This is a genomic window from Streptomyces sp. NPDC004126, from assembly GCF_050275515.1.
Lineage (GTDB): Bacteria > Actinomycetota > Actinomycetes > Streptomycetales > Streptomycetaceae > Streptomyces.
The window spans coordinates 96,918-121,874 of record NZ_JBNNPF010000009.1 but is presented as its reverse complement, the minus strand read 5'-3'; the positions used below and the strand labels follow the sequence as shown (position 1 = coordinate 121,874).

General features: G+C 72.7%; 24 protein-coding genes. 5 read left to right on the top strand and 19 right to left on the bottom strand.

Annotated features, from left to right (window positions below; translation table 11 throughout):
* Positions 1-90 precede the first annotated feature (90 nt).
* From htpX to ACQKM2_RS11415, 4 genes are read left to right on the top strand one after another with little or no spacing between them, the layout of a single operon-like run.
* Positions 91-954 carry a zinc metalloprotease HtpX gene (gene htpX, locus ACQKM2_RS11430; protein ID WP_427708527.1) on the top strand — a complete coding sequence of 288 codons (864 nt, stop codon included), beginning with the start codon at positions 91-93 and terminating at the stop codon, positions 952-954.
* On the top strand, positions 951-1,343 hold the full coding sequence (locus ACQKM2_RS11425; RefSeq protein WP_427708526.1) for a YccF domain-containing protein: 393 nt from the start codon (positions 951-953) through the stop codon (positions 1,341-1,343). The genes htpX and ACQKM2_RS11425 overlap by 4 nt, the downstream gene beginning before the upstream one ends.
* A complete protein-coding gene (locus tag ACQKM2_RS11420) occupies positions 1,340-2,443 on the top strand; it encodes a barstar family protein (RefSeq protein WP_427708525.1) in 1,104 nt (367 codons plus the stop codon). The genes ACQKM2_RS11425 and ACQKM2_RS11420 overlap by 4 nt, the downstream gene beginning before the upstream one ends.
* A gap of 50 nt (positions 2,444-2,493) precedes the next feature.
* Positions 2,494-3,033, top strand: coding sequence for an SMI1/KNR4 family protein (locus ACQKM2_RS11415; protein WP_427708524.1), 540 nt, complete (start codon positions 2,494-2,496; stop codon positions 3,031-3,033).
* On the opposite strand, the gene ACQKM2_RS11410 is transcribed toward ACQKM2_RS11415, so the two are convergent.
* The 8 genes from ACQKM2_RS11410 to ACQKM2_RS11375 all read right to left on the bottom strand — a co-directional run bounded on the left by ACQKM2_RS11410 (position 3,011) and on the right by ACQKM2_RS11375 (position 11,639).
* Positions 3,011-4,255, bottom strand: a complete 1,245-nt coding sequence (locus ACQKM2_RS11410; RefSeq protein ID WP_427708523.1) for an APC family permease — start codon at positions 4,253-4,255, stop codon at positions 3,011-3,013. The two genes, ACQKM2_RS11415 and ACQKM2_RS11410, sit on opposite strands and share 23 nt — an antisense overlap.
* A gap of 54 nt (positions 4,256-4,309) precedes the next feature.
* Entirely contained in the window at positions 4,310-5,737 is a 1,428-nt protein-coding gene (locus ACQKM2_RS11405) for a SulP family inorganic anion transporter (protein WP_427708522.1), read from the bottom strand.
* A 204-nt stretch (positions 5,738-5,941) separates the two neighbouring features.
* Positions 5,942-6,703, bottom strand: coding sequence for a PIG-L deacetylase family protein (locus ACQKM2_RS11400; protein ID WP_427708521.1), 762 nt, complete (start codon positions 6,701-6,703; stop codon positions 5,942-5,944).
* 120 nt (positions 6,704-6,823) lie between these two features.
* The gene (locus tag ACQKM2_RS11395; RefSeq protein ID WP_427708520.1) at positions 6,824-7,936 is read right to left on the bottom strand and encodes an aminotransferase class I/II-fold pyridoxal phosphate-dependent enzyme; all 1,113 of its coding nucleotides are present in this window, start codon (positions 7,934-7,936) and stop codon (positions 6,824-6,826) included.
* Positions 7,933-8,832 (bottom strand): diaminopimelate epimerase, encoded by a 900-nt coding sequence (dapF, locus tag ACQKM2_RS11390; RefSeq protein ID WP_427708519.1) that lies wholly within the window; start codon positions 8,830-8,832, stop codon positions 7,933-7,935. Before dapF ends, ACQKM2_RS11395 begins: the two co-directional genes overlap by 4 nt.
* A 12-nt stretch (positions 8,833-8,844) precedes the next feature.
* Positions 8,845-9,918, bottom strand: a complete 1,074-nt coding sequence (locus ACQKM2_RS11385) for an iron-containing redox enzyme family protein (protein WP_427708518.1) — start codon at positions 9,916-9,918, stop codon at positions 8,845-8,847.
* A gap of 22 nt (positions 9,919-9,940) precedes the next feature.
* The gene (locus ACQKM2_RS11380; protein ID WP_427708517.1) at positions 9,941-10,636 is read right to left on the bottom strand and encodes a 2OG-Fe dioxygenase family protein; all 696 of its coding nucleotides are present in this window, start codon (positions 10,634-10,636) and stop codon (positions 9,941-9,943) included.
* A gap of 388 nt (positions 10,637-11,024) precedes the next feature.
* Positions 11,025-11,639 carry a helix-turn-helix transcriptional regulator gene (locus ACQKM2_RS11375; RefSeq protein ID WP_427708516.1) on the bottom strand — a complete coding sequence of 205 codons (615 nt, stop codon included), beginning with the start codon at positions 11,637-11,639 and terminating at the stop codon, positions 11,025-11,027.
* A gap of 503 nt (positions 11,640-12,142) precedes the next feature.
* On the opposite strand from ACQKM2_RS11375, the gene ACQKM2_RS11370 reads away from it, so the two are divergent.
* The gene (locus tag ACQKM2_RS11370; protein WP_427708515.1) at positions 12,143-15,082 is read left to right on the top strand and encodes an AfsR/SARP family transcriptional regulator; all 2,940 of its coding nucleotides are present in this window, start codon (positions 12,143-12,145) and stop codon (positions 15,080-15,082) included.
* A gap of 57 nt (positions 15,083-15,139) precedes the next feature.
* Here the strand turns inward: ACQKM2_RS11370 and ACQKM2_RS11365 are convergent, their stop codons facing one another.
* The 11 genes from ACQKM2_RS11365 to ACQKM2_RS11315 are packed head-to-tail and all read right to left on the bottom strand — an operon-like array spanning position 15,140 to position 24,957.
* On the bottom strand, positions 15,140-16,153 hold the full coding sequence (locus tag ACQKM2_RS11365; protein WP_427708514.1) for an LLM class flavin-dependent oxidoreductase: 1,014 nt from the start codon (positions 16,151-16,153) through the stop codon (positions 15,140-15,142).
* Positions 16,150-16,791 carry an NAD(P)H-dependent oxidoreductase gene (locus tag ACQKM2_RS11360; RefSeq protein ID WP_427708513.1) on the bottom strand — a complete coding sequence of 214 codons (642 nt, stop codon included), beginning with the start codon at positions 16,789-16,791 and terminating at the stop codon, positions 16,150-16,152. The genes ACQKM2_RS11365 and ACQKM2_RS11360 overlap by 4 nt, the downstream gene beginning before the upstream one ends.
* 30 nt (positions 16,792-16,821) lie before the next feature.
* Positions 16,822-17,991: a sugar phosphate nucleotidyltransferase gene (locus ACQKM2_RS11355; protein ID WP_427708512.1), complete on the bottom strand. Its 1,170-nt coding sequence runs from the start codon at positions 17,989-17,991 to the stop codon at positions 16,822-16,824.
* The gene (locus ACQKM2_RS11350; RefSeq protein WP_427708511.1) at positions 17,988-18,713 is read right to left on the bottom strand and encodes a 2'-5' RNA ligase family protein; all 726 of its coding nucleotides are present in this window, start codon (positions 18,711-18,713) and stop codon (positions 17,988-17,990) included. The genes ACQKM2_RS11355 and ACQKM2_RS11350 overlap by 4 nt, the downstream gene beginning before the upstream one ends.
* A complete protein-coding gene (locus tag ACQKM2_RS11345; protein WP_427708510.1) occupies positions 18,713-19,507 on the bottom strand; it encodes an inositol monophosphatase family protein in 795 nt (264 codons plus the stop codon). Before ACQKM2_RS11345 ends, ACQKM2_RS11350 begins: the two co-directional genes overlap by 1 nt.
* Positions 19,500-20,420, bottom strand: coding sequence for an ROK family protein (locus tag ACQKM2_RS11340; RefSeq protein WP_427708509.1), 921 nt, complete (start codon positions 20,418-20,420; stop codon positions 19,500-19,502). Before ACQKM2_RS11340 ends, ACQKM2_RS11345 begins: the two co-directional genes overlap by 8 nt.
* The gene (locus tag ACQKM2_RS11335; protein ID WP_427708508.1) at positions 20,404-21,192 is read right to left on the bottom strand and encodes an MBL fold metallo-hydrolase; all 789 of its coding nucleotides are present in this window, start codon (positions 21,190-21,192) and stop codon (positions 20,404-20,406) included. The genes ACQKM2_RS11340 and ACQKM2_RS11335 overlap by 17 nt, the downstream gene beginning before the upstream one ends.
* Positions 21,182-22,477 (bottom strand): aspartate aminotransferase family protein, encoded by a 1,296-nt coding sequence (locus tag ACQKM2_RS11330; protein ID WP_427708507.1) that lies wholly within the window; start codon positions 22,475-22,477, stop codon positions 21,182-21,184. Before ACQKM2_RS11330 ends, ACQKM2_RS11335 begins: the two co-directional genes overlap by 11 nt.
* Positions 22,467-23,636, bottom strand: coding sequence for an acyl-CoA dehydrogenase family protein (locus ACQKM2_RS11325; RefSeq protein ID WP_427708506.1), 1,170 nt, complete (start codon positions 23,634-23,636; stop codon positions 22,467-22,469). The genes ACQKM2_RS11330 and ACQKM2_RS11325 overlap by 11 nt, the downstream gene beginning before the upstream one ends.
* A gap of 20 nt (positions 23,637-23,656) precedes the next feature.
* The gene (locus ACQKM2_RS11320; protein WP_427708505.1) at positions 23,657-24,655 is read right to left on the bottom strand and encodes an NAD-dependent epimerase/dehydratase family protein; all 999 of its coding nucleotides are present in this window, start codon (positions 24,653-24,655) and stop codon (positions 23,657-23,659) included.
* 50 nt (positions 24,656-24,705) lie between these two features.
* On the bottom strand, positions 24,706-24,957 hold the full coding sequence (locus ACQKM2_RS11315; protein WP_427708504.1) for an acyl carrier protein: 252 nt from the start codon (positions 24,955-24,957) through the stop codon (positions 24,706-24,708).

Here is a 24,957-nt window from a genome sequence, read left to right as displayed (position 1 = left end):
TCGCGTTGACCAGGAAGGGAGGGTCCACTGGACCGAAGTCCCTCAGATCCACGACGGGGCTCCCCTGCCGCACCACTTGGAGGGCGTACCGTGCACCGCCGGCACAACGGGCTGAAGACCGCCGTACTCCTCGGCGGGATGTCCGCACTCATCATCCTCATCGGAAGCTTCTTCGGACGGGGCGGCCTGATAGTCGCCGTCCTCGTCGCCCTGGGGACGAACGCCTACGCGTACTGGAACAGCGACAAGCTGGCTCTACGCGCGATGCGCGCCCGTCCCGTGAGCGAGTTCGAGGCCCCCGAGCTCTACCGCATGGTGCGCGAGCTCTCCACCTCCGCGCGCCAGCCCATGCCCCGGCTCTACATCTCCCCGACCGAGGCGCCCAACGCCTTCGCGACGGGCCGCAACCCGCGCAACGCCGCCGTCTGCTGCACCGAGGGCATCCTGCGCATCCTGGACGAACGCGAGCTGCGCGGGGTCATCGGGCACGAGCTGAGCCACGTCTACAACCGCGACATCCTCATCTCGTCCGTCGCCGGAGCACTCGCCTCCGTGATCATGTTCCTGGTGAACTTCGCCTGGCTGATCCCGGTGGGCCGCTCCAACGACGACGAGGGCCCCGGCATCTTCGGCATGCTGCTGATCATGATCCTCGGCCCGCTGGCGGCGTCCGTGATCCAGCTCGCCATCAGCCGCTCGCGCGAATACGAGGCCGACGCCTCCGGCGCCCAGCTCACCGGCGACCCGCTCGCCCTGGCCGACGCCCTGCGCAAGCTCGACGCCGGCACCAAGCAGCTCCCGCTGCCCCCCGAGCCCCGCCTGGAGACGGCGAGCCACATGATGATCGCCAACCCCTTCCGGCCCGGACAGGGGCTCTCCAGGATGTTCTCGACCCACCCGCCGATGGCCGAGCGCATCGCCCGGCTCGAACAGATGGCAGGACACAGCCGGTGAAAACCATCCTGAACGTCATTTGGCTCCTGCTCAGCGGGATCTGGCTCTTCCTCGGCTACTGCGTCGCCGGCCTGATCCTCTGCATCACCATCATCGGCATCCCCTTCGGGATAGCCGCCTTCCGCATAGCCGTCTACGCCCTCTGGCCCTTCGGCTACACCACGGTCGAACGCCACGACGCGGGCGCGCCGTCCTGCGTCGGCAACGTCCTGTGGCTGGTCCTGGCCGGCTGGTGGCTGGCCCTCGGCCACATCGTCACCGGCATCGCCCTCTGCGTCACGATCATCGGCATCCCCTTCGGCATCGCCAACTTCAAGATGGTCCCCCTCTCCCTCCTCCCCCTGGGCCGCGAGATCGTCCCCACCGACGCCCCCTTCGCCTCCCGGTGACGGCCGGCATCCGCTTCGCCCTGTGGGGCGAGGACGAGGAGCACGCGGAAGAGCAGCTCTGGGCGCTGTGCGAGGAGGCCGAGGACCTCTTCGCCGACCCGCCGGAGCCCGTACGCAGACGGTACGAACTGCTGGGCTGCGCCTTCGAGCAGGAGCTGCCGTCGGCGCTGGGCTTCCTGGTCCTCCAGCCACTCGACAAGAACGGCCGGGCCACGGGGGAGTGGTACCTGGAGGGCGCCCGCGTCCTCGCCACCCGCCCCTGCGCCCGCGACCTCTCGCGGACCGACATGACGATCGAGGCCGTACCCTCCGACCATCAGCCCGACTACCCGGACCGGGTCGCCCTCTCCGTCGGCTTCGCCCTCTCGGACGCCCAGGACCGGCCCCTGGGCCGGTTCCGGGACCTCGCCGAGGTACTGCCGGCCGAAGAGCCGCCACCGCACCTCGTACGCCTCCTCGGGTGCGCCGTGCAGGGGCCGCTGCTCGACGCGCTGGACGCGCCGGAAAGCCGCAAGAAGTGGCGCAGGCTCGGCTATCGCCGCCTCGACGCGCTGGACGGCACGGGCGGGCTCCTCGCCGTGGCCGGGCACCCGCACGTCGTCGACTGGCAGCCTTCACCGCGAGGGCCGGGCCTCTACGACCTCACCGTGGACATGGACCCGCAGCCGCCCGTCGTCGCCGACATCTGGCCGCTGTGGCGCCAGGGCAGTCCGGCCGTCCCCAACCTGTGGGCGAACTTCGACGGCGAGGGCCGCGAACTCTGGCTGGACCCGGCCCTGGCGCACAGGGAAGGCCCCGACCGGCCCGCCGGAGGCACCTACCACCTCGACGGGCGGCACGTCACCGACGCCGAGGGATTCTTCTGCGCCCTCGGCGAGGCCGTCAACGGCCCGGGCGGCTACTTCGGGCGCTGCCTGAACGGCGTCGCGGACGCCCTGTGCGGCGGGTTCGGAGTCACCAGACCCTTCACCCTCGTCTGGCACGACCACGAGGTGGCCCGCCGCAGCCTGGGCCTCCAGCCGCTGACCAGCCGCCCCGAAACCTTCCGGGAGCTGCTCGGGTTCCTGAGGGAAGAGCGCATCGAAGTCGTCCTCGCCTGAGTTGTCCACAGGCCCGGGCGGCTGTCAGCGGGGTGCGCCACCATGAACACATGAACGAAACCGAGCAGTTGCTGGAGCAAGTCGCCGACCGAGTACGAGCCTCCGCGCGCGAGCGCGGCAAACCCCTGCCCGCACCCCTGCCGGCCGACGAGGCCGAACGGGCGGCGCAGGCCCTGGGCTTCGCCCTGCCGCCCCTCCTCACCGCGCTCTACACGCGCATCGGCGACGGCGGATTCGGTCCCGAGTACGGCCTGCTGCCGCTGCGTCAGTCCATAAGGAAGTACGAGGCCGGCCGCGCCTCCGACTGGGGCCGGCCCGAGGGCGTCCTGCCGATAGCCGACCTGGGCTGCGCCATGTCCGCCTGCGTGGACTGCCGCTCCGACACCGCGCAGATGCTGCTCTTCGAGCCCAACCCCGGGGAACGCGACCTCGCCTGGTACCACAAGTCCGCGGGCCTGGCCGACTGGCTGCGCGACTGGCTCGACGGCACGGGCTGGTTCCGCGACGAAGAGGAGTGGGGTGAAGAGGACGACGGGGACGAGACGGAGATGACCCCCTGGGCGGAGTTCAGCTCCCGGTGCGCGGCCTGAGCCCACCCCGCCGCACCGCGTAGACCAGCGCGCCCGCAGCCAGCACCGCCGCCCCCGACACCGCCGACGCGAGGGGCAGCGCACACGCCAGCACCACACAGCCGGACAGCCCCACCGCTGCCACGGCCCGGTCCTTGACAGCTGAACCGAGAGTCCACGCGGAAGCGTTCGCGATCGCGTAGTAGACGAGCACTCCGAACGAGGAGAAGCCGATCGCGCCCCGCAGATCGGCGGTGGCCGCGAGCACCGCCACGACCGCACCCACCGCGAGCTCCGCGTGGTGCGGCACCTGATGCCGGGGATGTACGGCCGCCAGCGCGCGCGGCAGATGGCCGTCCCGGGCCATCGCCAGGGCCGTGCGCGACACCCCGAGCACGAGGGCCAGCAGAGAGCCCAGCGCGGCCAGCGCCGCGCCCGCCCGGACCACGGGGGACAGTCCGGGCCACCCGGCCGCGCGCACCGCGTCGGCCAGCGGGGCGGCCGACGCCGCCAGCCCCTCGCTGCCGAGCACCGACAGGACCGCCACCGTCACCGCGGCGTACACCAGCAGCGCGATCCCCAGCGCGAGCGGCACCGCGCGCGGGATCGTCCGCTCCGGATCACGCACCTCCTCGCCCAGGGTGGTGATCCGGGCGTAGCCCGCGAAGGCGAAGAACAGCAGCCCCGCCCCCTGCAACAGCCCGGCCGCCCCCCACCCGCCGCCGGCCAGGGCCCCCGGATCCGCCGCACCGGAGGTCAGGCACACCACGACGACCCCGGCCAGCACCGCCAGTACCGCCGCCACGATCAGCCGGGCGATCCGGGCCGACTTCTGCACCCTGCCGTAGCCCGCGGCGGTCAGCGCCACCACCGCCGCGACGGCCACCGCGTGCTGCCGCCCCGGCCACACGTACGCCCCGATGGTCAGCGCCATCGCCGCACAGGAGGCCGTCTTGCCGACCACGAAACCCCAGCCGGCCAGGTACCCCCAGAACGGGCCCAGCCGCTCGCGGCCGTAGACGTAGGTCCCGCCGGAGGCCGGATACCGGGCGGCCAGCCGGGCCGAGGACCAGGCGTTGCAGTACGCCACCAGGGCCGCCACCGCGAGGGCCGCGAGCAGTCCGCCGCCCGCCGCACGCGCCGCCGGGGCGAGGGCGGCGAAGATCCCCGCGCCGACCATGGCGCCGAGTCCGACCACGACGGCGTCGGAGACCCCCAGGCTGCGCTTCAGCTCGTTGTCCACGGGCGGAGGGTAGCCGTGCCGGGTGACGGGCCGGTTCACCAGGCCGGCGGCCCGCTAACTGACGCCCTCCCGGCCCGGGAGCGGCATGCGCGCCCGCTCCCACCCCTCCAGGGCGGTCAGGCAGGCGTGGTCCAGGTGCCGCAGCCCGCTGAGGTCCAGCCGCACCGACGGCCCGTGCGGCAGCGCCTCCAACGCGTCCAGCAGCTTCGGCAGCCGCAGGAAACTGGCGTTCCCCACGACCCGGACGCACAGCTCTTCGCCCTCCCACGCCTCCTCGATGTGCACGTGCGAGGTCTCCCAGGCCGCCTTGGCCACCGCCAGGCCCAGCCCGATCAGCACCCCCTCGAAGAGGCTGGTGGCCACGATCGAGACGGCGGTCACCACCAGCACCACCGCCTCGCCCCGGTGGCTCCGCCACAGGGCCGCCACCGCCCGGGCCGGCAGCAGCTTCCAGCCCGCGTGGAGCAGCACCCCGGCGAGCGCCGCCAGCGGGACCACCTCCAGCAGCTGCGGAAAGGCCACCGCGAACAGCAGCAGCCAGCCGCCGTGCATGATCCGGGCCGCCCGGGTGCGGGCCCCGGCCTCCACGTTCGCCGAGCTGCGCACGATCACGGCCGTCATCGGCAGCGCCCCGAGCAGCCCGCACACGGTGTTCCCGATGCCCTGCGCCACCAGCTCCCGGTCGTAGTCGGTGCGCGGCCCGTCGTGCATCCGGTCGACGGCCGCGGCGCTGAAGAGGGTCTCGGCGGACGCGATCAGCGCGAGCGCGATCACGGTCCCGACGGCTCCGACCGACCCCAGCACCCCGAACCCCGACCATCCCGGCGGCGCCACCGCGTCCAGCACCCCGGTCACCCGGACCCGTTCGACGGGCAGCCGCAGCACCGCGGCCACGACGGTGGCCGCCGCCACCCCGACCAGCGCGCCCGGCACCAGCCGCGCCCGGGCCGGCACCCGGCGCCACAGCACCAGGACGGCGATGGTCCCCGCCCCCAGCGCCACGGCCGCCCAGTCGGCCTGCGCCCCCAGCTCGTGCACCGTGGCCAACTTGGCCAGCGTCTGGCCGGGAGCCGCCACCCCGCCCACGGCGTAGAGCTGCCCGGCGATCAGCACGAGCCCGATCCCCGCCAGCATCCCGTGCACCACGGCGACCGAGATCGCCCGGAACCACCGCCCCAGCCGCAGCACCCCCATGCCCAGCTGGAGCACCCCGGCCGCCAGCACCAGCACCCCGAGGGCGGCCAGGCCGTAACCCTGCACGGCCTCGTAGACCAGCACCGTCAGCCCGGCCGCGGGACCGCTGACCTGGAGGGCGCTGCCCCGGAACCAGCCCGTGACCAACCCCCCGACCACCCCGGTGACGATCCCCAGCTCGGCCGGGACGCCCGAGGCGACGGCCACCCCGACACAGAGCGGAAGCGCCACCAGCGCGACGACGACGGACGCGCCGAAGTCCGCTCGGAAATTGCCGGCCCCGGGCATGCGGGAACCCCCTCGTCACGCGGTGATGGATGTCACCCAGCGTGGTGGGCGCATCCGCCGCCGCCCAGTCACCACCGGGAGGCCGGGCAGGAGCACGCGCCGCTCACGCCCCGCACACACCTTGCGCTCCCCGCCGGGCGCCCGTGCCGAATGACGAAGGGGGCAACACGGTGACCCTGGCCGGGGGAGTGGGGACGTCCCGGATCAGCGGTAGTGGACCTCGTTGTTCCGCTTGCGGTACTGGTCCCGATGGAACACCTCGAAGGCCACTGCGGGACGGCCGCCGAACCTCTCACCGGCCGCCGCGAGGTTCCGCTCCATGAAGCCCCGGACGTACGCTGCGGGGTCCTCGTCGGTGAGCGCCTCCAAGTAGGTGGCGTGTGCGAGCACGGCCTGCACACCGCGCTCCGCCGCCCAGGTGACGTCGACCGCGTGGGTCGGATACGGCGAGTTGGCCACCGCCTGCCAGCGCACGCCCTCCCACGGAGCCAGGCCCTCCTCCGCGAACAGGAAGCGGTTGGCGGCGTCGGTGGCGGAGTCCAGTGCCGCGCGGCCGACGTTGCGGTGGTCCGGGGTGTTCCACGAGACGCCGCGCCAGTGGTCGTGGTGGTTGAGCGTCAGGATGAGCTCCGGGCGGTGCCGCCGGACGGCGTGGGCCAGGTCCCTGCGCAACTCGGGTCCGTACTCGATCAGCCCGTCCGGGTGGTCGAGGAACTCCACCTCCGTCACGCCGACCACGGCCGCGCTGGCCCGCTGCTCCCGCTCCCTGACCACCTTGGCCTGCTCGGGATCCATGCCGTCGATGCCGGCCTCGCCCCGGCTGGCCATGAGGTACACGACTTCCTTGCCCTGGTCGACCCAGGTGGCCACGGCCGAGGCAGCGGCGTACTCCACGTCGTCGGGATGAGCGACGATGGCCAGGGCGCGTGTCCAGTCCGTCGGCATTTCCTTGAGCTGATCCGGCATGGTCATTCCTTGTCCGTGGATGAGGGGGAACCCGGTCTCAGGGGAGACGGGTGGAGAGAGACGGGTGGAGGGAGACGGGCGAGGGCCGGGGCACCCGAGACGCGGCGCGGACGGGCCCGGTCAGGTACGCGGCGGTCCCGGCTCCGATCGGAGGCGCCGGTCGTCCAGCAGCGTGCCGATTCGTGCCAGCCCTTCTCTCAGCACGTCCTCCTCGCGGGCGAAGGTGATCCGCAGACCGCGTTCGGCGCCGAACACCTCGGCGGGCATCAACAGCACCCGCGCCTGTTCCAGCACCTGACGGCAGAAGGACAGCGAGGTTTCCTCGCCGGACAGCGTCAGCCAGGCGAAGGGAGTGCCCTGAGGTGCCCGCAGGGCCACCTGGCCGGCGTGCCCGGCCGCCCAGCTGCTCAGCACCCGGCCGCCGACCGACGTCAGTCGCCGGTAGCGGTCCAGGTAGTGGTCGCGCCGGTCCAGTACCTCGGCGGCCAGCCACTCGGTCAGTACGGAGTTGGAGATGGTGGTGTAGTGCTTGTGCTCCATGGCGGCGCGCACCACGTCGGCCGGGCCGCACATCCAACCCGTCCGGAGTCCGGGGAATCCGTACACCTTGGAGACGCTGGAGACGGAGACCGCCCGCTCGTAGCACCTGAGGAGGGAGTCGCCGGGCAGGTCGGCGACGTACTCCTCGTCGAGCAGCAGGTGGCTGCCGTGCCTCCGTGCGGCCCGCACCAGGACATCGACCTCGTGCTCGGTGAAGCGCATGCCCGTGGGATTGCAAGGGGAGTTGAGCACGACGGCCTTGGTGTCCCGGCCGATCAGCCCGGCGGCCCGTGCCACGTCCGGCCGGCCCTCGGGGGTGGTGCCGATGAGGTCGGTCCGGCACCCCATGCGCGCCGGCGCCTCCCAGGCCTGCTGCCAGCCGGGGGCGAAGACCACCACATGGTCACCGGGGCGCAGCAGCACGCTGTACAGGAGGTAGAGCGCCTCTTGCGCGCCGTGGGTGATACCGACCTCGTCCGTGGAGCGGCCGTAGAGTCCCGCCACGAGTTCGCGGAGCCGGTCGCCGCCCCGGTCGGTCCCGTAGTCCAGGACCAGGTCGGCGGGGAAGGGCAGGTCGGCGACCGTGCCGCAGTCGACGTTGCTGTCGCCGAGGTCGATGTCGTACCGGTTTCGCGCGTCCTGGAAGACCCAGCGGCGCATCGGATAGCCGGCTTCCGGGCCGAGGGCCGTCACGCGGAGGCCCCCCGTCCCGAGAGCTGCTGCCCGATCCGCGGCGCCCAATGGCCCCGCAGTACCGGGAGGACCTCACCGCCGAGTGCGAGGCGGCCGTCCTCGTCGATCTCCACGGTGACCCGGCCGCCGGGCATGTGGACGGTCGTCCGGGCTCCGGTGAGTCCGCGGGCGTGGGCCGCGAAGGCCGCCGTGCAGGCGCTGGTGCCGGAGGAGAGCGTGTAACCGGCTCCGCGTTCGAATATCTCGATCCGGATGTTCTCCCGGTCGATGACGTTCAGCAGTTCGACGTTGACCCGCTGCGTGAACAGCTCGTGGTCGCGCACGGCCGGACCGATCCGGCGGGCGAGTTCCTCGCCGGCCGGCTCGTCGTCCAGGAAGACGACGCAGTGCGGGTTGCCGAGCTGTACGCAGGTGACGCTCAGGGATCCGCCGTCGTCGGCGGTGTGCAACGGCTCGTGCAGCATCGGGCGGGCGGGGCCCGTCGCCCCGACGGCCCGGCTGTCCGTCGTGGCGGGTCCGAGATCGATGCGCACCGTCTCCGCACGACCGTCGAGGATGCGCACGGCCGAGGGCCCGGCGAGCGAGTGCAGGGTGAACGCGTCGGTGTCGGCGTGCCCGGACTCGCGGAGGTAGCGGGCGAAGATGCGCAGGCCGTTGCCGCTCTTCTCGCATTCGGTGCCGTCCGGATTGAAGATCCGCAGCCGGAAGCCGTCGTCGGCCGGCAGCGGTCCGTACAGGAGGCCGTCCGCGCCGAGGCCGAAGTGCCGGTCGCAGGCGAGCCGGACGTTTTCCGGGGTGGGATCGAAAGCCGTGTACCGCGGGTCGATGACGATGTAGTCGTTGCCCAGGGCCTGGTACTTCGCGAAGTCGACGGCCGGGGCGGTGTCCTGGGACATGGTGGCGCCCCCTCAGGCCGTGCCGGGTGTCGTTGTCGACATCGCCGGCGCGGAGCACCGCTCCAGGAGCGCGTCGAGGTAGTCCTGCGAGGTGTTGAGCCGGATCATGGCGCCCAGGGCGATCTCCCTGCCGATCCGTGGATCGGAGTTCACCAGCGGGCCGACGACGTTCTTGAACCATCCTGCGGCATGGCCCGCGTCCACTCCGATGTGCAGGTCGTGGTAGACGATGCCGACCTCGTCCAGGCCGTGGCGCCGCCAGGCGTCGACCACGCAGCGGAAGCGGCGCGGAGCCAGGTACTCGGTGACGCCGAAGTACCCGACCGCCTTGAAGTAGTGCCTGCGGGAGAGGGCGAGGCAGGCCGAGATGTTGCCGGAGACACCGGCTTCCAGCAGGAAGGTGTCACGGACGTACCCGGGGTCGGCCCCGATCGAGGCCAGCGCCTCGCCGAACAGCTTCGTGTGTACCTGCATCGGGTCGCCGTTGCCCATCTCGTCCCAGTAGTTGGCGGCGATCTCCAGCTTCTCGCCGCCGTGCCGACCGACCTGCATGAGGGCGAGGATGTCGTCGAAACGCGGGTCGAGGTTGGTCTCCTGGGCGAGCAGCAGGCGCAGGTCCTCACGGGTGCCCCGCTCGGTGAGGTGCTGGTGGTAGAAGGGGTGCCAGCCGGCCGGATGCTCGCCCACCATCTTCTTGAGCCAGTGGACGTACTCGGTGCCCGAGGTGGGATGGCCGGTGACGCTCGCTTCGGATATCCGCGACAGTTCGCGGTCCAGTACGGCCCGTTCCAACAACGCGGCCACATCGCGGAGGATCGGCTGCCGCTCGTGATCCACGTCGGTGACGCGGGTACCGGAGAAGTCCCGTTCGTAGACCAGGGCCAACGCCGCGTGCAGCTCCTCCAGCGCGGACCGCTCACTGTTCCCGTACGCACGGACGGCCAGGGACCGGCATGCTTCGGCGAGTTCGCCTCGGAACGGGTAGTGCTCGGACAGCAGGGCCAGCTCGTCGGCGGTGCTCCCGTCCAGTGCCCGCAGCGTGGCGAGCAGTCCGGTGGAGAGCAGGTCGTTCCAGTTCGTACACATTCGGTGATATGCCGTTTCTCTTCTATCGGACTTCCGTGTCGGCGAGTGCGGCCGCGTCGTGTTCGGCGCCGTACCACTTCTCGCTCCAGCGGGAGAAGGCGACGATGAAGATGTCGCGGTGGCCGGGCTCGTCGGCCGCGGCCACGACGTCCGTGACGTCGTGCGCGAGCCGCCTGTCGTCGAGGAGTACGGCCTGGCCGGCCGCCACGGTGCCGGTCCAGAAGGGCTGCTCGGCGTCCGGTCGCCACAGCCGGGTCTGGCCGCCGGCCACCCGCTCGCGGCGCAGCACGCCGATCATGACGAACTCGTGGCCGTCGTGATGGACACCTTCAGGAGTGAGCGGACCGGGCCGGCCCGGCTCGGCGCGGGTGCGGTTCTGGTGCAGGTTGATCTGCCAGTCCTCGCTGCGATCGAGCCCGAACGCCTCGGCTCCGACGGCGATGAGCGGGGTGAAGTCGACCGCTACCGGAAGATAGGCGCGGCGCATTCCGCCGCCGACCGTGTTGAATTTCTTGTACGCGGTGTAGTCCCGGTGCGGCAGCAGAGCGAAATTCCATTTCTCGCCCTCGGCCGGTGACAGGCGGTACTGGGAGAACTTCTTGTAACGCGTGCCGTGCCCCATGTGTTCGTCGACGGGTAGGTCGTCATAGCTCGCCAGCAGCTCGGCCGGTGCTTCGGGAAGGTCTATCAGGGAGAATCCGGAAGGTCCCAATGGCATGGCGGTGTCCTTGTTCTTGATCTGTTTCCCCAGATCAACTGGTGGAGGGTGCTGGCCTGGTCCGGGCGGAGGGCGCCTCCGGCCCGGCAACCCTCGCGCGGGACGAATCCCGTATCCCGACGAGGCTGACGTTTCTGGAAGTGGTGGCCCGATTTATTCGAGCCGCCCCTTCTCGTCGATTTTTCGACCCTCGCACTTCCTGCGATCGAGGTCAAGCGTCCATCAGGGCAGAAATGTGCACTTAAGGGCAGCGCGCAGCCCCGCCCCAGTGGATTTGATTTCACCGGACCCGACACGCCTGCGCCGTATTGCCCTTTCGGCTCGAATGCCTGCCCGTGTGGGTAATCGTGCGGTCCGCACGGCGTGGCCGGAGCACGCGCCGGACTCCCTAGATGTAGCCCTCGCGCAATGCGTAGGCCACCGCGTGGGCGCGGTTGCGCAGCTGGAACCGCGTCGTCACGGTGTGGAGGATGTTCTTGATCGTCCGCTCCGAGTACAGGAGCTTGGCCGCTATCTCCCCGGTGTCCATGCCGTCGGCCATCAGGCGCAGTACCTCGACCTCTCGCGGCACCATGCCGACGGCGACGGGAGCCCCCTCCCGGGCCGGACCTTCGCCGCCCTGGCGCCGCCCCATGCTGCCGATCAGTTTCCCCAGCAGGTCGGGGGGCAGGTCGCCATGGCCCCGGTGGGCGGTGAGGACGGCCTGGCGCAGCCGCTCCCCGGTCACCTCGCGGCGCCACAGGATCGTGGTCACACCGTGTGAGACGACGTTGACCAGTTCCGACTCCTGGATCCGGTCCAGGACCAGGACCACTCGCGTCCGCTCCGCCCGCACGAGCCGGGACAGGCTCGTCAGAACCGCCGCGTCGAAGGTGTCGGCGATCAGCAGCGCGACGCCGGCTCCGGCCTGCTGGTCGTCGTCGACGAGTGCCATCTCCGGGCACTGCCGGAGGTAGCTCACCACTCCGGCCCGGGAGAGCGGGTCCAGGGCGTGAACGGTCACTAAGATCGGGCGGATCGTACGTATGTCGTCGGCATACTGAAGCACGGCGATGGGTTCCTTTCGTTGCGCTTGACGGCGCAGGCGCCACCCTGGGGGCGGCGGCACCATGTCGGGACCGGTCGCGGGGCGTCTACCGCCGGGCGCCGTCATCCCCCTCCTGCGCTCAGGTTGACGCCGCAGGAGTTCCCTCATGTCCCGCCGACCGCTCGGCCGGACATGATCACCGGGCACAAGCTAGCCGCTGCCTGTCAATAAAAGATTGACGGACGCGCGCCCGCTCCACCCGCGCGTGCGGTTTGCGTCCGTCGCCCCGCCGATAGGAGGATCAACGTCCTGACCGTTTCCGCGAGTGTGTGCGGCAGGTCGACCGCACGAGGACACGTGAACGACAAGACCCCGCTGACGACCAGTCGGAACTCCGGACACCCCGGTCCGCCGCCGGTCGCCGGGACACGCCTGGCCGCCCGGGCAGACGGTCCGTCCGGCTCCACTCACGTCCGACGGTGACCGGCATCCGCGCGTCCCACGGTGCGCCGGCCACGGGTGGCGAGGGCCGGCTGCGCCTCTGTCTGCTCGGGCCGGCGCAGGCCTGGCGAGGGGAGACCGAGCTGGACCTCGGGTCCCCCCAGCAGAGGGCGATGCTCGCCGCGTTGGCGCTGCGGGCGCGCCGGATCGTCTCCGTCGACGAGCTCCTCGACGCCCTGTGGGAGGAGCCTCCGGCCCGCGCCGCCACGGTGGTGCGCACCTACGTCTCGCGGCTGCGGCGAGTGCTGGAACCGGACCGGCCCCACCCGACGGTCCTGGTGTCCTCGGGCAGCGGCTACATGCTGCGACTGCCTGCGGAATCCCTGGATGTCGAAGTGTTCGAGGAACTGGTCACGGCGGCGGGCCGGGCCCGCTCCACGGGGGACACGGCCGGTGCGGCCGGACTACTGAGGGAGGCCTGCGAGCTGTGGGGCGGCGAGCCGCTGGCGGGACTCCCGGGGCCCTTCGCCCAGGCCCATCGGGCCCGGCTCGTCGAGCGGCGGCTGCATGCCGTCCACGGCTGGCTGGAGGCGGAGTTGGCGGTCGGGAGGCACGCCGGTGTCATCGGTGAGCTGACCATGTGGGTGAACCAGCATCCGCTGCTGGAGCCGATGCGGGAGCTGCTGATGCTGGCGCTGTACCGCAGCGGGCGGCAGGCCGAGGCGCTGGGCGTGTTCGCCGACACCCGCCGCGCGCTCATGGAGCAGCTGGGCATCGACCCGGGGCCGCAGCTGCGCGAGCTCCAGCAGGGAATCCTGTTGGGCGATCCGAAGCTGGCCGCGCCGACGGTGCTGCCCGCGTCGGCCCTCGACGCACCGGTCGGGCCCGCCGGCCCCGCCCCGTTCCCTCCGGCGCAGCTGCCCGCCGACATCGCCGACTACACCGGCCGGGACCAGCTCGTGCGGGACCTCTGCGTCGGCCTGCGCTCCGACGGCCCGACGATGCCCCTGGTGGGGGTGTCGGGCATGGGCGGGGTGGGCAAGTCGACGCTCGCCGTGCACGTCGCCCACGCCGTGCGCGACCGGTTCCCCGACGGTCAGCTGTACGTCAACCTCCGCGGGGCCGGTCCCTATCCCGCCGACCCGGGCGAGGTGCTGGCCGCCTTCCTCGGCGCACTGGGCGTGGCCGACGCCGCGATCCCCCCGGGGACCACGGAACGGGCCGCGCTGTTCCGGTCCCGGGTGGCGGGCCTGCGGCTGCTGATCCTGCTCGATGACGCCCGTGACACCGTCCAGGTCGGGCCGCTGCTGCCCGGCAGCACGTCGTGCGCGGTACTGGTGACCAGCCGGGCGGGGCTGGCGGAGATGCCGATGTCGCGGCGGGTGGGCCTGGAGCCGCTGGCGTCGGAGGAGTCGGTGCGGCTGCTCGCCGCGATCGCCGGGGAGTCCCGCGTGGACGAGGAACCCGACGCGGCCCGCCTGATGGCGGAAGCCTGTGGGTTCCTGCCGCTGGCGGTGCGGACCGCGGCGTCCCGCCTGGCGGCCCGCCCGAACTGGCCGCTGTCGTACATGGCTGACCGACTGGCCTCCGAACGCCGGCGCCTGGCCGAGCTGGAGGCCGGCGAGCTGGCCGTCGCCGCGTCGTTCCGGCTCAGCTACGACCAGCTCGACCGCGAGGCCGCCCGCGCGTTCCGGCTGCTGGCGCTGCCGAACGGCCCGGGCGTGTCGTCGGCGGCCGCCGCGGTTCTGCTGGAGCGGCCGGAACAGGAGGCCGAGCGGCTGGCCGAGTCGCTGACCGACCTGGGACTGCTGTCCTGCCCGTACCCCGGCCGCTACCAGTACCACGACCTGCTGCGGCTGTTCGCACGCCAACTGGTCCAGGAGGAGGACGGTGCCGTCGCCGAGCGGGCCGCCGTCGAGCGGCTGCTGCGGCACTACCTGGCGACCGTGGCCGGCCTGTACCGCGCGGTCAGGCCCGGCTACCCCTTCCCCGACCTGGTGGCGTCGGAGGCCGCCGAGCCCGGGTTCGACGGACCGGCCGAGGGGCTGCGCTGGGTCAGGCAGGAGATCGCCGCCGTCCTGGCGGTCGCCGAGCAGGTCATCCGCGACCCTGACGGCCCGCTGGCGGTCGTCGCGGATCTGACGCTGGTGCTGATCCAGCTGATCGACCTGGGCATGGCCGTGCCGGAACTGTGCGACCTGGCCGGACGCGTCGCCGAGGCCACCCGCGTGGCCGGGCTGCCGCAGAGCGAGGCGCGTGCCCGCTACACGCTGCTGTGGGCCCTGCGGGAGATGCAGCGCCCCCGGCAGGCCCGCGCCGAAGCGGCCCGGGTGATCGCGTTGGGGCGGCGGACGGGGCAGGCGGCCCTGCTGTCTCCCGCGCTGACCGCACTCGCGCTGACCAGCATCCGCCACAGCAGCGACGAGGAGGTCATGGCCTGGTGCGACGAGGCCGTCCGCCGGACCGCCGAACTGGGGAACCCGTCCTCACACGCGTTCGTCGAGGGAATGGCGGCACTGGCCGACGTCGCCGTCGGACGACCGGAGTCGGCACGGCGCCGGGCCGAGCGCAGCCTGGCGGCGTTCCAGCACCTCGGGGACTTCGTCGGCCAGGTCCACATGCTCTACGCCCGGGCGATGGCGCTGCACGGGCTGGGCATGTTCGAGGCGGCGTGCGACGGCTACCGGGAATGCCTCGCGGCCCTGCGCACACTCGGGTCCTGGGACCGGATGCCGGGCGTGCTCGTGGGCCTGGCCGAGTCCTGCCGAGCCGCCGGACGCCCGGCCCGGGCGTTGGAGGCGGCCGAAGAGGCGCTGGCGATCGCCCAGCGGGTCGGCCTGGAACACCGCAAGGCCAACGCGCTGGCGGCCCTCGGGCAGGCACTGTGCGACCTCGGGCAGCACGACCGCGGCCAGGCCTGCCTGGCGGAGGCACGCGCCGAGTTCGCACGGCTCGCCGCCTTCGCACCGGAGGCGTGAGCCCCGCACACCGCGGTCGCGACGAACGCCCCGGCCAGGACGAGCCCCGGACAGGCCCTAGGACGGGCTCCGGCCGGGCACGGTCCACCGCGCAAGGAACTCCGCGTTGGACTCGTACTCCTCCCAGGGGCTGGCCAGGATGATCTCCGAAACCCCGCACTCCAGGTACCGGGAGAAGTAGCGCCCCACCTCCTCGGCCGAACCCACCAGGAACGGCGAATGCGAAGCCCCGGAGAGGATCGCCCCCAGCCAGAAGACGCCCTGGTGCGTCTCCTCCGCGGACAGGTCCGCCAGGTCCTTGCGCCACACCGAGTCCGAGGCGCGCCCGTGGAGTTTCACGTTGATCTGCGCCGCCCGGTTCGGTGGGAAGTACCGCCGGGCAGCGGCCCACGCCTCCTCGCTCGTCTCGCGCACGATCAGGCCGAAACGAACACCCGAGTCCGTCCGGCGCCCCACCGAAGCGGCGAAGCCGTCGGCGAACAGGTCGGCCGGAGCCGGATTGGTCACGGCCACCGCACCGTGCCGCACGCTCAGGTCCACGGCCTCGTCCGAGGATCCGCCGATGAAGATCCTGGGAAGCAGCTCCGGATCCATCCCGGTCGCGAAGTACTCCGGCTTCTCGTAGTCGTACAGCGGAACGGTCCGCGCGGCCGGCGAACCGCCGGTCAGGAGTGCCGTCAGGACGCCGAGGTACTCGTCCATGCGGTCGAACCGCGCCCCGTGGTCGAGGCGGTCGCCGACCTGGCGCAGTTCCTTCGGCGTCGAGCCGGCCACCATGTTCAGGTCCACCCGGCGGCCGTGGAGGTAGGCCGTGGTGGCGAGCATCTTGGCCAGGGCGAAAGGCGAGGTGTAGTACGGCTGGACCGCGACCATGGGGACGAACGTCGTCGATCGCTGGATCAGCAGCGACGACAGCAGCCAGGGGTCGGGGACGCGGTGGTTGAAGTGGACAAGCGCACCGGTGAACCCCAGGCGCTCACACGTCGCGGCCAGTCCCACCGCGTTGGCGATGTAGTCCTCGTCGGGGAACAGCCCCTGCATCGAGGCGTAGACCCGAAGTCCCTCGCTCATCGGTTCCGTGCTCCGCTCGTCATCGTCGCCGCGAAGTCGGTCGCGGCCTTCCGGGTCTTGTCCGCGGCGTCCGGCCCCAGGCGCCGGCCGGGGCAGTCGGGGTCGGGGCGTTCGAAGGCGTCTTCGAGCAGGAACAGGCCCTTGGTGCAGGTGGCCCCCAGGGTCCGGAGGACGGGAGCCAGCCCGTACTCGATGCCGAGGAGGTGGGCGAGCGTCCCCGCCGTCGCCGTCGGCAAGACCGTCTTCCCGGCGAGCGCGTCGCGACCGAGCAGGTCGAGGAAGACCTTCAACAGGCCGGCGTAGGACGTCTGGTAGATCGGCGTGGCGACCACCAGTCCGTCCGCCCGGTCGACCAGATCGAGGGCGGCACGGATGCGGGGCTCGTCCCGACGGCAGCGTACGAGGCCGTCGGCGGGGAGCTCGCGCACCGGCAGGTGCCGGACCTGGAAGCCGGCGGCATCCAGGCCGTCGAGGACGCCGAGCGCCGCCGCCGTGCTCATCGAGTGTTCCGACGGGCTGCCGGTGACCGCCACGACCAGCGGACCGGAAGCCGGTGCCGGTGAGGTCTCCGGGTCGGGCAGGGCGCGCAGCGCTCCGCTGGTTCCACGGCTCGGGGCCGCTACGGTGATCGTGTTCATCAGGCGCATTTCTCTTCTGCGGACGTTCTGTCAGGGCGCCGGGGCGTCGGTGTGGAAGCTCGTCGCGTCCACGGGGGTCGCGGCAGCGTCGGAGAGCAGCATCCGGAAGGCCCGCTGTCCGGCGGCCAGCCGCGCCCCGGGAAGCAGGACGCACTCCCGGACCTCCGCGTCCGGCCCGACACTGGCGCCTTCCTCGATGACCGCGGGCCCGACGACCCGGCTGCCCCGGCCGAGCCGGACACCGCGTCCGATCCGGACCGGTCCGGAGATCACGGCTTCCGGATGGACCGACGCGCTCGGATCGACGGCCGCGAGCGGACCGTCCGCAGCGGTGAAGGGCGGACGCCCCAACCGCCCGGTCAACGCCATGAACGAGCCGTCCAGGAACTGCCGCGGCGTGCCGAAGTCGACGAACCGGTGCGTCGTGACGTGGGCCAGGACCCGGGCGTCCGGGCGGGCGACGATCCTGGCGAGCACGTCTCGGCCCAGGTCCACGGGGTCCGGCCGGCCCGCTCGGCCGTCGAGCGTCTCCGACCGGACGGAGTCCTTGACGAGTCCGGCCGCCGACGGACCGAACACGGCGATCCCCGTCGCGGCGATCCGGCCTTCCGCGGCGGCTCCGGGCTTGTGCTGGTAGCGCAGGACCCGGCGGCGGTCCCCGGCCAGAACGGCGATGTCGCCGGTGAACTCCGCGGCCGGCCACGGGTGGCGCAGGCAGCCGAGGGTGACGTCGCCGCCGCCGGACCGGTGGTCCGCCAGCAGGGCCGTCAGGTCGAGGGTGGAGACGGTGTCGGCGGGCAGCACGAGCAGGGTCTCGCCGGACCCGGACCCGGACCCGGACCCGGACCCGGACCCGGACCCGGACCCGGCGAGGGCGGCGAGCGTCCCGCCGGTGCCGAGCGGGACCTCCTCCCGCTGGTAGGAGATCTCGACGCCCAGATCGGCGAAACCGGCGAGCGCCTGCCGGAAGGCGGGTTCGTGGACCGACCGGACGTTCACCGTGACGGCCCTGACGCCGGCTGCCCGGAGCCGGTCGACCGCCCAGCAGATCAGCGGGACGCCGAGGACGGGCAGCAGCGGTTTCGGGCAGGTGTCCGTGACGGGTGCCAGCCGGGAGCCGTATCCGGCCGCGAGCACCAGTGCGCGCACCGCTGCGCGCTCCGTACCGCCCTCGGCCGCCGCCGTGTCGTAGGGGCTCACCGCGCGCAGCTGATGCCGGCGAGACGGCTCATCGTGATCTCCCCGCCCGCCAGGTCGTACCGGACGAGGTCCAGCGTCGCGGGCCGTATCGTCCCGTAGCGCTTCGCGCGGCGTGCGGAGACGACTCCGGCGATCGAACGCTCGGGGACGACCGGCGCCCGGAACACGGCGACCGAGACGTGGGCGATGTCCCGCATGGTCGTGTAGTCGTTGCTGGCGAACGCCCGCGGGCCCTCGGCCGCACCGGCCTCGTGCAGTCTGGTCCGCAGCCGGACCAGACCGTCACTGGGGATCCCGCACACGAACAGTCCGCCCTTCGATCCGCCCAGGCCGGACAGCTCGATCTCGATCGGCGGGCAGTCCTCCAGCGCGGTTTCGACGAGGTCCGCGTAGTGGTCCACCTGGTCCTGCGGCACTTGGTCCTGGTAGCCCTCCAGACTGCGCACGGTGCTGTGCAGGTGCTCGGGCAGGTAGGTGAAGTGGTGCGGCGACAGGGCCGCGGCGATCGGGCCCAGGTCCTGGGCGATCGCGTCCCGGACCGCGCCGTCGACCGGCACGACCAGACTCAGCCCCCAGCGGGGGTCGCCGTGGCGGGGGACGGGGTCGGCGTTGTACGCGCCCTCGGCGAGAGCGGACTCGGCGTCGCCCCACATGCTCTGGAACTTCGCGGCCAGGCCGGGTGTCCGGTGGGTGCCGGCTGTCGGGTCCGTCGGCTCGGGCATCAGTCACTCATCCGGGTGTTCGGCGGGGTCGGGCAGCGTCGGAGATCGGCGATCAGCTCGTCGTGCAGCGCGCCGTTGGTGGTCAGCAGGCTTCCGCTGCGGAGGTCCCGGGTGCCCGACATGTCGGTCCAGGCACCGCCCGCCTCGGCGACGATCAGGGCCGGGGCCGCGACGTCCCAGGGCGAGGTGCCGTAGGACAGCGCCGCGTCGACGCTTCCTTCGGCGACCATCACGTGCCCCCAGAAGTTGCCCCATCCCCAAGCGGTTCGGAACCCGCGCATGACGTCGGAGAGGGCTTCCCAGGCGGGTACCGGGTATTCGTGCGCTCCGCCGAAGGCGAAGCCGGCCGATCGCCGCTCCCGGACGGCGGAGGTCCGCAGCCGGCCCGAGACGCCGTGCGCGCCCTGTCCGGCCGCGGCCCACCAGCGCCGCTCCAGCCCCGGCGCGTCGATCGCGGCGGCGGTGACCGCGTCACGGTCGTGCCAGGCGACCAGCGTCCCCCACACCGGATGCCGTCGGCTGAAGTTCTCGGTGCCGTCGATGGGGTCCACGATCCAGACCTCGGACAGTTCGGTCGCGCCGCCGGACTCCTCGGCCAGCACCGCCTCCCCCGGGGCCAGGCGGTGCAGCACCGCCAGGACCGCCTGCTCGGCGGCCAGATCCGCCTCGGTGACGATGGATCCGTCCGCCTTGTCCCACCGTGCGACGGAGGGCCGGCGCAGGAATTCGGCGGCCGCCGCCGCGCCGGCCGCAGCCGCGGCCCGCGCGATGTCGGCCCTGCTCGGACTAGTCATCCCACACTCCCGTCGATGCGAGGGCCGCGGCGCCCGCCACACCGGCGAACCGGCCGAGGCGGCCGACCACGATCCGGGCGTCGCGCCCGGTCACGGTGGTCATGTGCCGGTGCGCCGCGGCGCGGAGGTCTTCGAGGAAGAGGTCCGACACGTCGGCCACGCCTCCGCCGACGACCACGACCTCCGGGTTGAACAGGTTCGCCATGGTCGCCACCGCCACCCCGAGCCGGCGGCCCAGGTCGGTGAAGAGCCGGACGGCGGCGGGATCCCCGGCGCGCGCCGCCCGGGCCGCGGCGCGGGCGTCGGCCGGTCCACCGGTGGCCGCGGCGAACCGCCGTGCCAGCGCGGTCCCCGAGGCGACCTGTTCCAGGCAGCCCGCGCCGCCGCAGCCGCACGACGGCCCGTCGGGGTCGACGACGATGTGCCCGGCTTCAAGCGCGACCCCGGAGGCGCCGAGCAGTCGGCGGCCGCCGGTGATCGCCGCCCCGCCGACCCCGGTGCCGACGAAGATCCCCACCGCGTCGCCGACGCCCCGGGCCGCCCCGAACCGCCATTCCCCGAGGAGCGCGGCGTTGGCGTCGTTCGCCAGGGCGTCGATGTCGAGGCCGGAGCCCGGCGCGCCGGGTCGGAGCCCGACCAGGGCGGGCGCCGTGGGCGCCGACGCGATCCGTCCGGTACCGGCCTCGACCGATCCGGCGACGCACAGTCCGGTGCGCGCGACGCTCCGGCCGGCGGCCGCCGCTTCGGCCACCAGCCGTTCGCGCAGGTCCCGGACCTGCCCCAGGGCGTCGGGCCGACGCGGTTCGTCGATCGTCGATCCCACCAGTCGGCCGTCCACGGCCACCAGCGCCGCGCGGACGCTGGTACCGCCGACGTCGAACCCCGCGATCAGCGGCTCACGCTCCGATGACATGGATGTCCCCCTCTCTCGCGAGATCGATGTCGGCCGCCGGGGCGGCCGCTGCGGCGGCGGTCAGGCTCGCGGCCGCGTGTCGTGCGTCGTAGTGGGTCAGCAGCGTGCGACGGGGCTCGGCCCGCCGTGCGATGTCCGCCGCCTCCGACGGGGTCATGTGCCAGTGCTCGCCGGAGACCGGGGCGGTGGCCGACGTCGCCTCGACGAGCAGCAGGTCGCAGTGCTCGGCGAGCCGGACCAGCCCCTCGAAATGGGCGGTGTCGCTGGAGAAGACCAGGGTCCGGCCGGCGGAGTCGGTGATGCGCAGGGCGTTCGCCACGGTGTTGTGCACCGCCGTGACGGGCTCGAACGCCAGCGCGCCGCTGGTGAAGGGCAGCCCCTCGCCGTACGGGTGCGCGGTGAACGCCGCGTCGAAGTAGTCCTCGGCCAGCTGCATGCCCCGGGCGACGCCCCGCAGGATCTCCGGGCCTCCCGCCGGGAGGAAGAGGGGGAGTTTCGGCAAGCCGTGGCAGAACACGTAGTTCCGCAGGGCGACCAGGTCGAAGAAGTGGTCCGGATGCATGTGCGAGACCACGACCGCGGTGAGTTCCTCGGGGCCGGCGTACTTCAGCAGCTTGCCGACGGCCCCGTGCCCGCACTCCAGGAGCACCGCGGTGCCCGGGGCCCGCAGCAGATAGGCGGAGGTGGCCTGGTCCGGGTTGGGGACGGCACAGCTCGCGCCGAGGATCTGGAGGCTGAAGCCGGTCGTGCTGTCCGTCGTGTCATCGGTCATGTCGTCGGTCCTCCAGTTCTGAGCCGTCCACGGCCAGAGCGGCGGCCAGCCGGTCGGCGGCCTCCTCGGCCTCGGACTCGTCGATGGTCAGCGCGGGGTTGACCCGCAGGACCCGGCCGCTGCGGCCGACCAGCAGACCGTGCTCGGCGAGGCGCTGGTCGAGCGCCGCCCACTGCGGCGCCGAGAGGTCGGCCCCGACCTCGATCCCGAGCATCAGGGCGCCACCGTGCACCGTCACGTCCAGTGGCCCGTCGGCCAGCCCGGAGCGCAGCCGCTCGGCCCAGGCCGCGCCGAACCGTCCGGCCCGCTCCACGAGGCCCCGTCGCAGAAGCGTGTCGAGGACGTAGGAACTGGCGGCCACGGCCAGCGGGTTGGCCCCGTACGTGCTCGACAGGAAACCGGGGTACCGGCGGGCGGCCCGCTCGACCAGCTCCGGACGGGCGAGGACGCCTGCCACCGGGAACCCGTTGGCCATCCCCTTGCCGGTCACCATCAGGTCCACGCCGTGGTCGGCGGCCTCGGAGACGAACAGCCGACCGGTGCGGCCGAAGCCGGTCAGCACCTCGTCCGCGATCACCAGTGCCCCGTGCGCCTTGGCGACGGCCGCCAGCCCGGCGAGGAACCCGGGTGCCGCGGGCCGGTTGCCGTTCGTGCCCTGGACCGGTTCCACCAGGACGGCGGCCACGTCCGCCCCCGGCTGCCGAAGAGCTCCGGTGACCGCGTCCAGTGCTTCGGCGAGCCGGTCGCCGGGGGCGTCGTCCAGGAGGCTGGGGAACGGGCACCGCAGGACCTCCGGATCCCCGGCCCCGCCACCGAGCCAGCGCCCGTCGGTCAGCCCGGCGACGCCCGAGCTACGGCCGTGGAAGGACCCGTCGAAGACGACGACGCCCCGCCGCCCGGTCGCCTCCCGCGCGATGCGGACGGCCGCGTCGACCGCTTCCCCGCCCGTCGAGAACAGCGACAGGTGGGTCAGCCCCTCGGGCGCGACCCCGGCCAGCGCTTCCCCGAACGCCGCCCGCCGCGAGCTGGGGTGCCGGGTGACGGCCAGCCGGCCGGCCTGGTCGGCCAGGGCCGCCGCGAACCCCTGGTCGCCGTGCCCCAGAACGCAGCGGCCCGCCCCGGCGAACAGGTCCAGGTACTCGCGCCCCGCGGCATCGACCACCCGCGAGCCGGTCCCGTACTCGATCGCCGGCGGCCGGGCCGTCACCACACCCAGCCCGTGCAGCAGGTGGCGGCGTTCCCGCGCGACGGTCCTCTGGTTCGCGTCGGCCGTCTCAGAGGTCATGGTAGGAGGTGCCTTCGAGTTCCAGACGGCCTATCAGCTCTTTGCAGAAGTCGTCGTTGGGTCCCATGAGCGAAGCCGCCAGGGAGTCGCGCAGGTGCCGCTCGATGGGGAGGAACCCCTTGGCGTAAGCGCTCCCGCCGCTGGTGAGCAGCGCTTCGCGGGCGACCTCGGAGCAGGTCTCGGCGAGCGCCACCTTGGCGGCCGTCATCAGCACCGAGAGCTGCTCGAATCCGCGATCGGCGTCGATCTCCGCGGCCAGCCGGGCCACCAGGCTCTCCCCGGCGGCGATCTTGATCGCCATGGTGCCGACGTGCCGGCGCGCGACCGGGTACTGGCTCAGGTTCCGGCCGAACGTCGTGGCGTCGCCGGCGTAGCGGCGGCCCCGGACACGCTCGACGCAGGCGCGGTAGGCCGCCTGGGCGATGCCGAGGTACACGGACGCCACACCGAGGTGGTAGATGGGCTGGTTCGCCTCGTTGTACTTCGTCAGCCCCGATGTGTCGCCGCCGGCGAACAGCAGCGCCTCTTCGGGGAGATCGCAGTGGAAGGTGATCCACGTGCTGCTGTTGCCGGCCAGGCCGAGCCCGTTCCACTCCCCGAAGGTGATGCCGGGGGTGTCCGCGGGCACCGCGAAGAGGGCGTGGTCCCGGTCGTCGTCCGACCCCGGGCTGCGCGTCGAGACGATGTACAGGTCGGCGTGGCCCGCCGAGGTGGCGAAGCTCTTCTCCGCGTCGATCCGGAACCCGCCGCTCTCGTTCCGCTCGGACCGGCTGGCCACCGACCACCACTGCGAGCCCGAGCCGGCCTCGCTGATCGCCTCGGTGACCAGGGCGGTGCCGTCGAGCACCGGCCCCAGGTACAGCTCCCTCTGCTTCTGCGATCCGAACAGCACGATGGAGTTGAGTGCGGTCAGGTGCATGACGTAGACCATGGCGGTGGACGCGCACTCGGTGCCGAGCCGCCTGACGATCTCGCTGATCTCGGCGGCGCCGAGCCCCCAACCGCCCATCTCGGCGGGCACGGTGGCGCCGAAGAAGCCCGCCCGCCCCAGCGCCGCCAGACCCGCGGCCGGGAACCGGCCCGCGCGGTCGACGTCCGCCGCCTGGGGACGGACCGTCTCGGCGATGATGCGGTCCAAGGTGGTCAGGTGGTCGTCCATGGGCGCAGTCCTTGAAGGGGTCATCGGGTGATCGGGTGGGCGTGGTCGAGGATGAACTGCGGGCCGGTGCGGTCGGCGTGGATCTGGGGCTCGAACCGGGACCACCACGCCTCGTTCCCGCGGTACCAGCGCAGGGTGGCCGCGAGGCCGTCGGCCAGCGCTGTCTCCGGCTTCCAGCCGACGGCCCCGCGCAGCCGCTCCGAGGCGGCCACCAGCGAGCTGCCGCGGCCGTCCGAGACGGGGCAGTCGATCCGCCGGGTCCGCCCGCCGACACCGGCGTCGATGGTCTCCGCGACCTCCACGAGGTCGACCCCCTCGCCCGCGGAGATGTTGTACGTCCCGCCCCACTCGCCCGATTCGACGAGGGCGAGGATCGCGGCGGCGGCGTCCGCCACGTACAGGAAGTCACGCCGCCGGCCCGTCGTGACCTCACGCTCGCAGCCGCCGAGGATGCCCTGAGTCAGCAGCCGGGGGACGATCCGGTCGGGGGCCTGCCAGGGTCCGTACAGGTTCGTCAGCCGCACCGTGGTGATCGGGCAGCCGTAGTTGATCCGGTAGGAAGCGGCGATGTGCTCGCAGCCCACCTTCGAGGCGGCGTACGGCGACCGCGGGTCGGCCTCGTCGTCCTCGACGAGCAGCTCGCCGTCGTTCCCGCCGTACACCTCGATGGAGGAGGTGAACAGGACGGGGATGCCGTGCCGGCGGGCCGCGGCCATCACGGGGGTGTGGGCCGCCATGTTGTTGGCCACGACCTGCTCCGGGTGGTGCAGGGAGTAGTCGACGTGCGGCAGCGCCGCCAGGTGGACGATGAAGTCCAGATCCTCCGGCAGCACCGCGTCCGGCCGGGCCAGGTCCAGATCCAGGCGGGTGATCCGCGGGTCGGCGGCCCGGTGCGCGAGCCGGCCCAGGCGGTCCCCGACGTCCACGGTCACGACGTCGTAGCCGCGCTCGACCGCGAGGTCGGTCAGATTGACACCGAGGAATCCGGCCCCGCCGGTGATGCCTATCTTCTTTCGCATGATGGTGAACCTTTCAGTGGGGCCGTGCTGCCGCTTGCCGACGCGGCCGGTCAGATCCGAGCGTTGATGTAGGCGCGCACCGCGCCGACGGTCGCGAAGGTCTCGAGCGTGAAGTCCTCGTCCGAGATGGTGAATCCCCAGGTCGCCTCGATCTGTGCGAGGAACTCGACCAGGTCCAGGGAGTCGAACCCGAGGTCGGCGACCAGCGCCTCGCCGTCGGCGAACTCCGCCGGCGCGGTACCCCGTGCCGGACCCTGGGCGAACCGGCCGATCAACTCGTCGATCGCGGTGTGTGTGGTCAT

What these genes read in the sequence shown, in the direction of transcription:
- ACQKM2_RS11360 (WP_427708513.1), bottom strand. Translation starts at nt 16,791, where the DNA reads ATGAACACGATCACCGTAGCGGCCCCGAGCCGTGGAACCAGCGGAGCG.
- ACQKM2_RS11340 (WP_427708509.1), bottom strand. Translation starts at nt 20,420, where the DNA reads ATGTCATCGGAGCGTGAGCCGCTGATCGCGGGGTTCGACGTCGGCGGT.
- dapF (WP_427708519.1), bottom strand. Translation starts at nt 8,832, where the DNA reads ATGTCCCAGGACACCGCCCCGGCCGTCGACTTCGCGAAGTACCAGGCC.
- ACQKM2_RS11315 (WP_427708504.1), bottom strand. Translation starts at nt 24,957, where the DNA reads ATGACCACACACACCGCGATCGACGAGTTGATCGGCCGGTTCGCCCAG.
- ACQKM2_RS11345 (WP_427708510.1), bottom strand. Translation starts at nt 19,507, where the DNA reads ATGACTAGTCCGAGCAGGGCCGACATCGCGCGGGCCGCGGCTGCGGCC.
- ACQKM2_RS11335 (WP_427708508.1), bottom strand. Translation starts at nt 21,192, where the DNA reads ATGACCGATGACACGACGGACAGCACGACCGGCTTCAGCCTCCAGATC.
- ACQKM2_RS11405 (WP_427708522.1), bottom strand. Translation starts at nt 5,737, where the DNA reads ATGCCCGGGGCCGGCAATTTCCGAGCGGACTTCGGCGCGTCCGTCGTC.
- ACQKM2_RS11330 (WP_427708507.1), bottom strand. Translation starts at nt 22,477, where the DNA reads ATGACCTCTGAGACGGCCGACGCGAACCAGAGGACCGTCGCGCGGGAA.
- ACQKM2_RS11325 (WP_427708506.1), bottom strand. Translation starts at nt 23,636, where the DNA reads ATGGACGACCACCTGACCACCTTGGACCGCATCATCGCCGAGACGGTC.
- ACQKM2_RS11350 (WP_427708511.1), bottom strand. Translation starts at nt 18,713, where the DNA reads ATGCCCGAGCCGACGGACCCGACAGCCGGCACCCACCGGACACCCGGC.
- ACQKM2_RS11380 (WP_427708517.1), bottom strand. Translation starts at nt 10,636, where the DNA reads ATGCCATTGGGACCTTCCGGATTCTCCCTGATAGACCTTCCCGAAGCA.
- ACQKM2_RS11415 (WP_427708524.1), top strand. Translation starts at nt 2,494, where the DNA reads ATGAACGAAACCGAGCAGTTGCTGGAGCAAGTCGCCGACCGAGTACGA.
- ACQKM2_RS11365 (WP_427708514.1), bottom strand. Translation starts at nt 16,153, where the DNA reads ATGAGCGAGGGACTTCGGGTCTACGCCTCGATGCAGGGGCTGTTCCCC.
- ACQKM2_RS11320 (WP_427708505.1), bottom strand. Translation starts at nt 24,655, where the DNA reads ATGCGAAAGAAGATAGGCATCACCGGCGGGGCCGGATTCCTCGGTGTC.
- ACQKM2_RS11400 (WP_427708521.1), bottom strand. Translation starts at nt 6,703, where the DNA reads ATGCCGGATCAGCTCAAGGAAATGCCGACGGACTGGACACGCGCCCTG.
- ACQKM2_RS11385 (WP_427708518.1), bottom strand. Translation starts at nt 9,918, where the DNA reads ATGTGTACGAACTGGAACGACCTGCTCTCCACCGGACTGCTCGCCACG.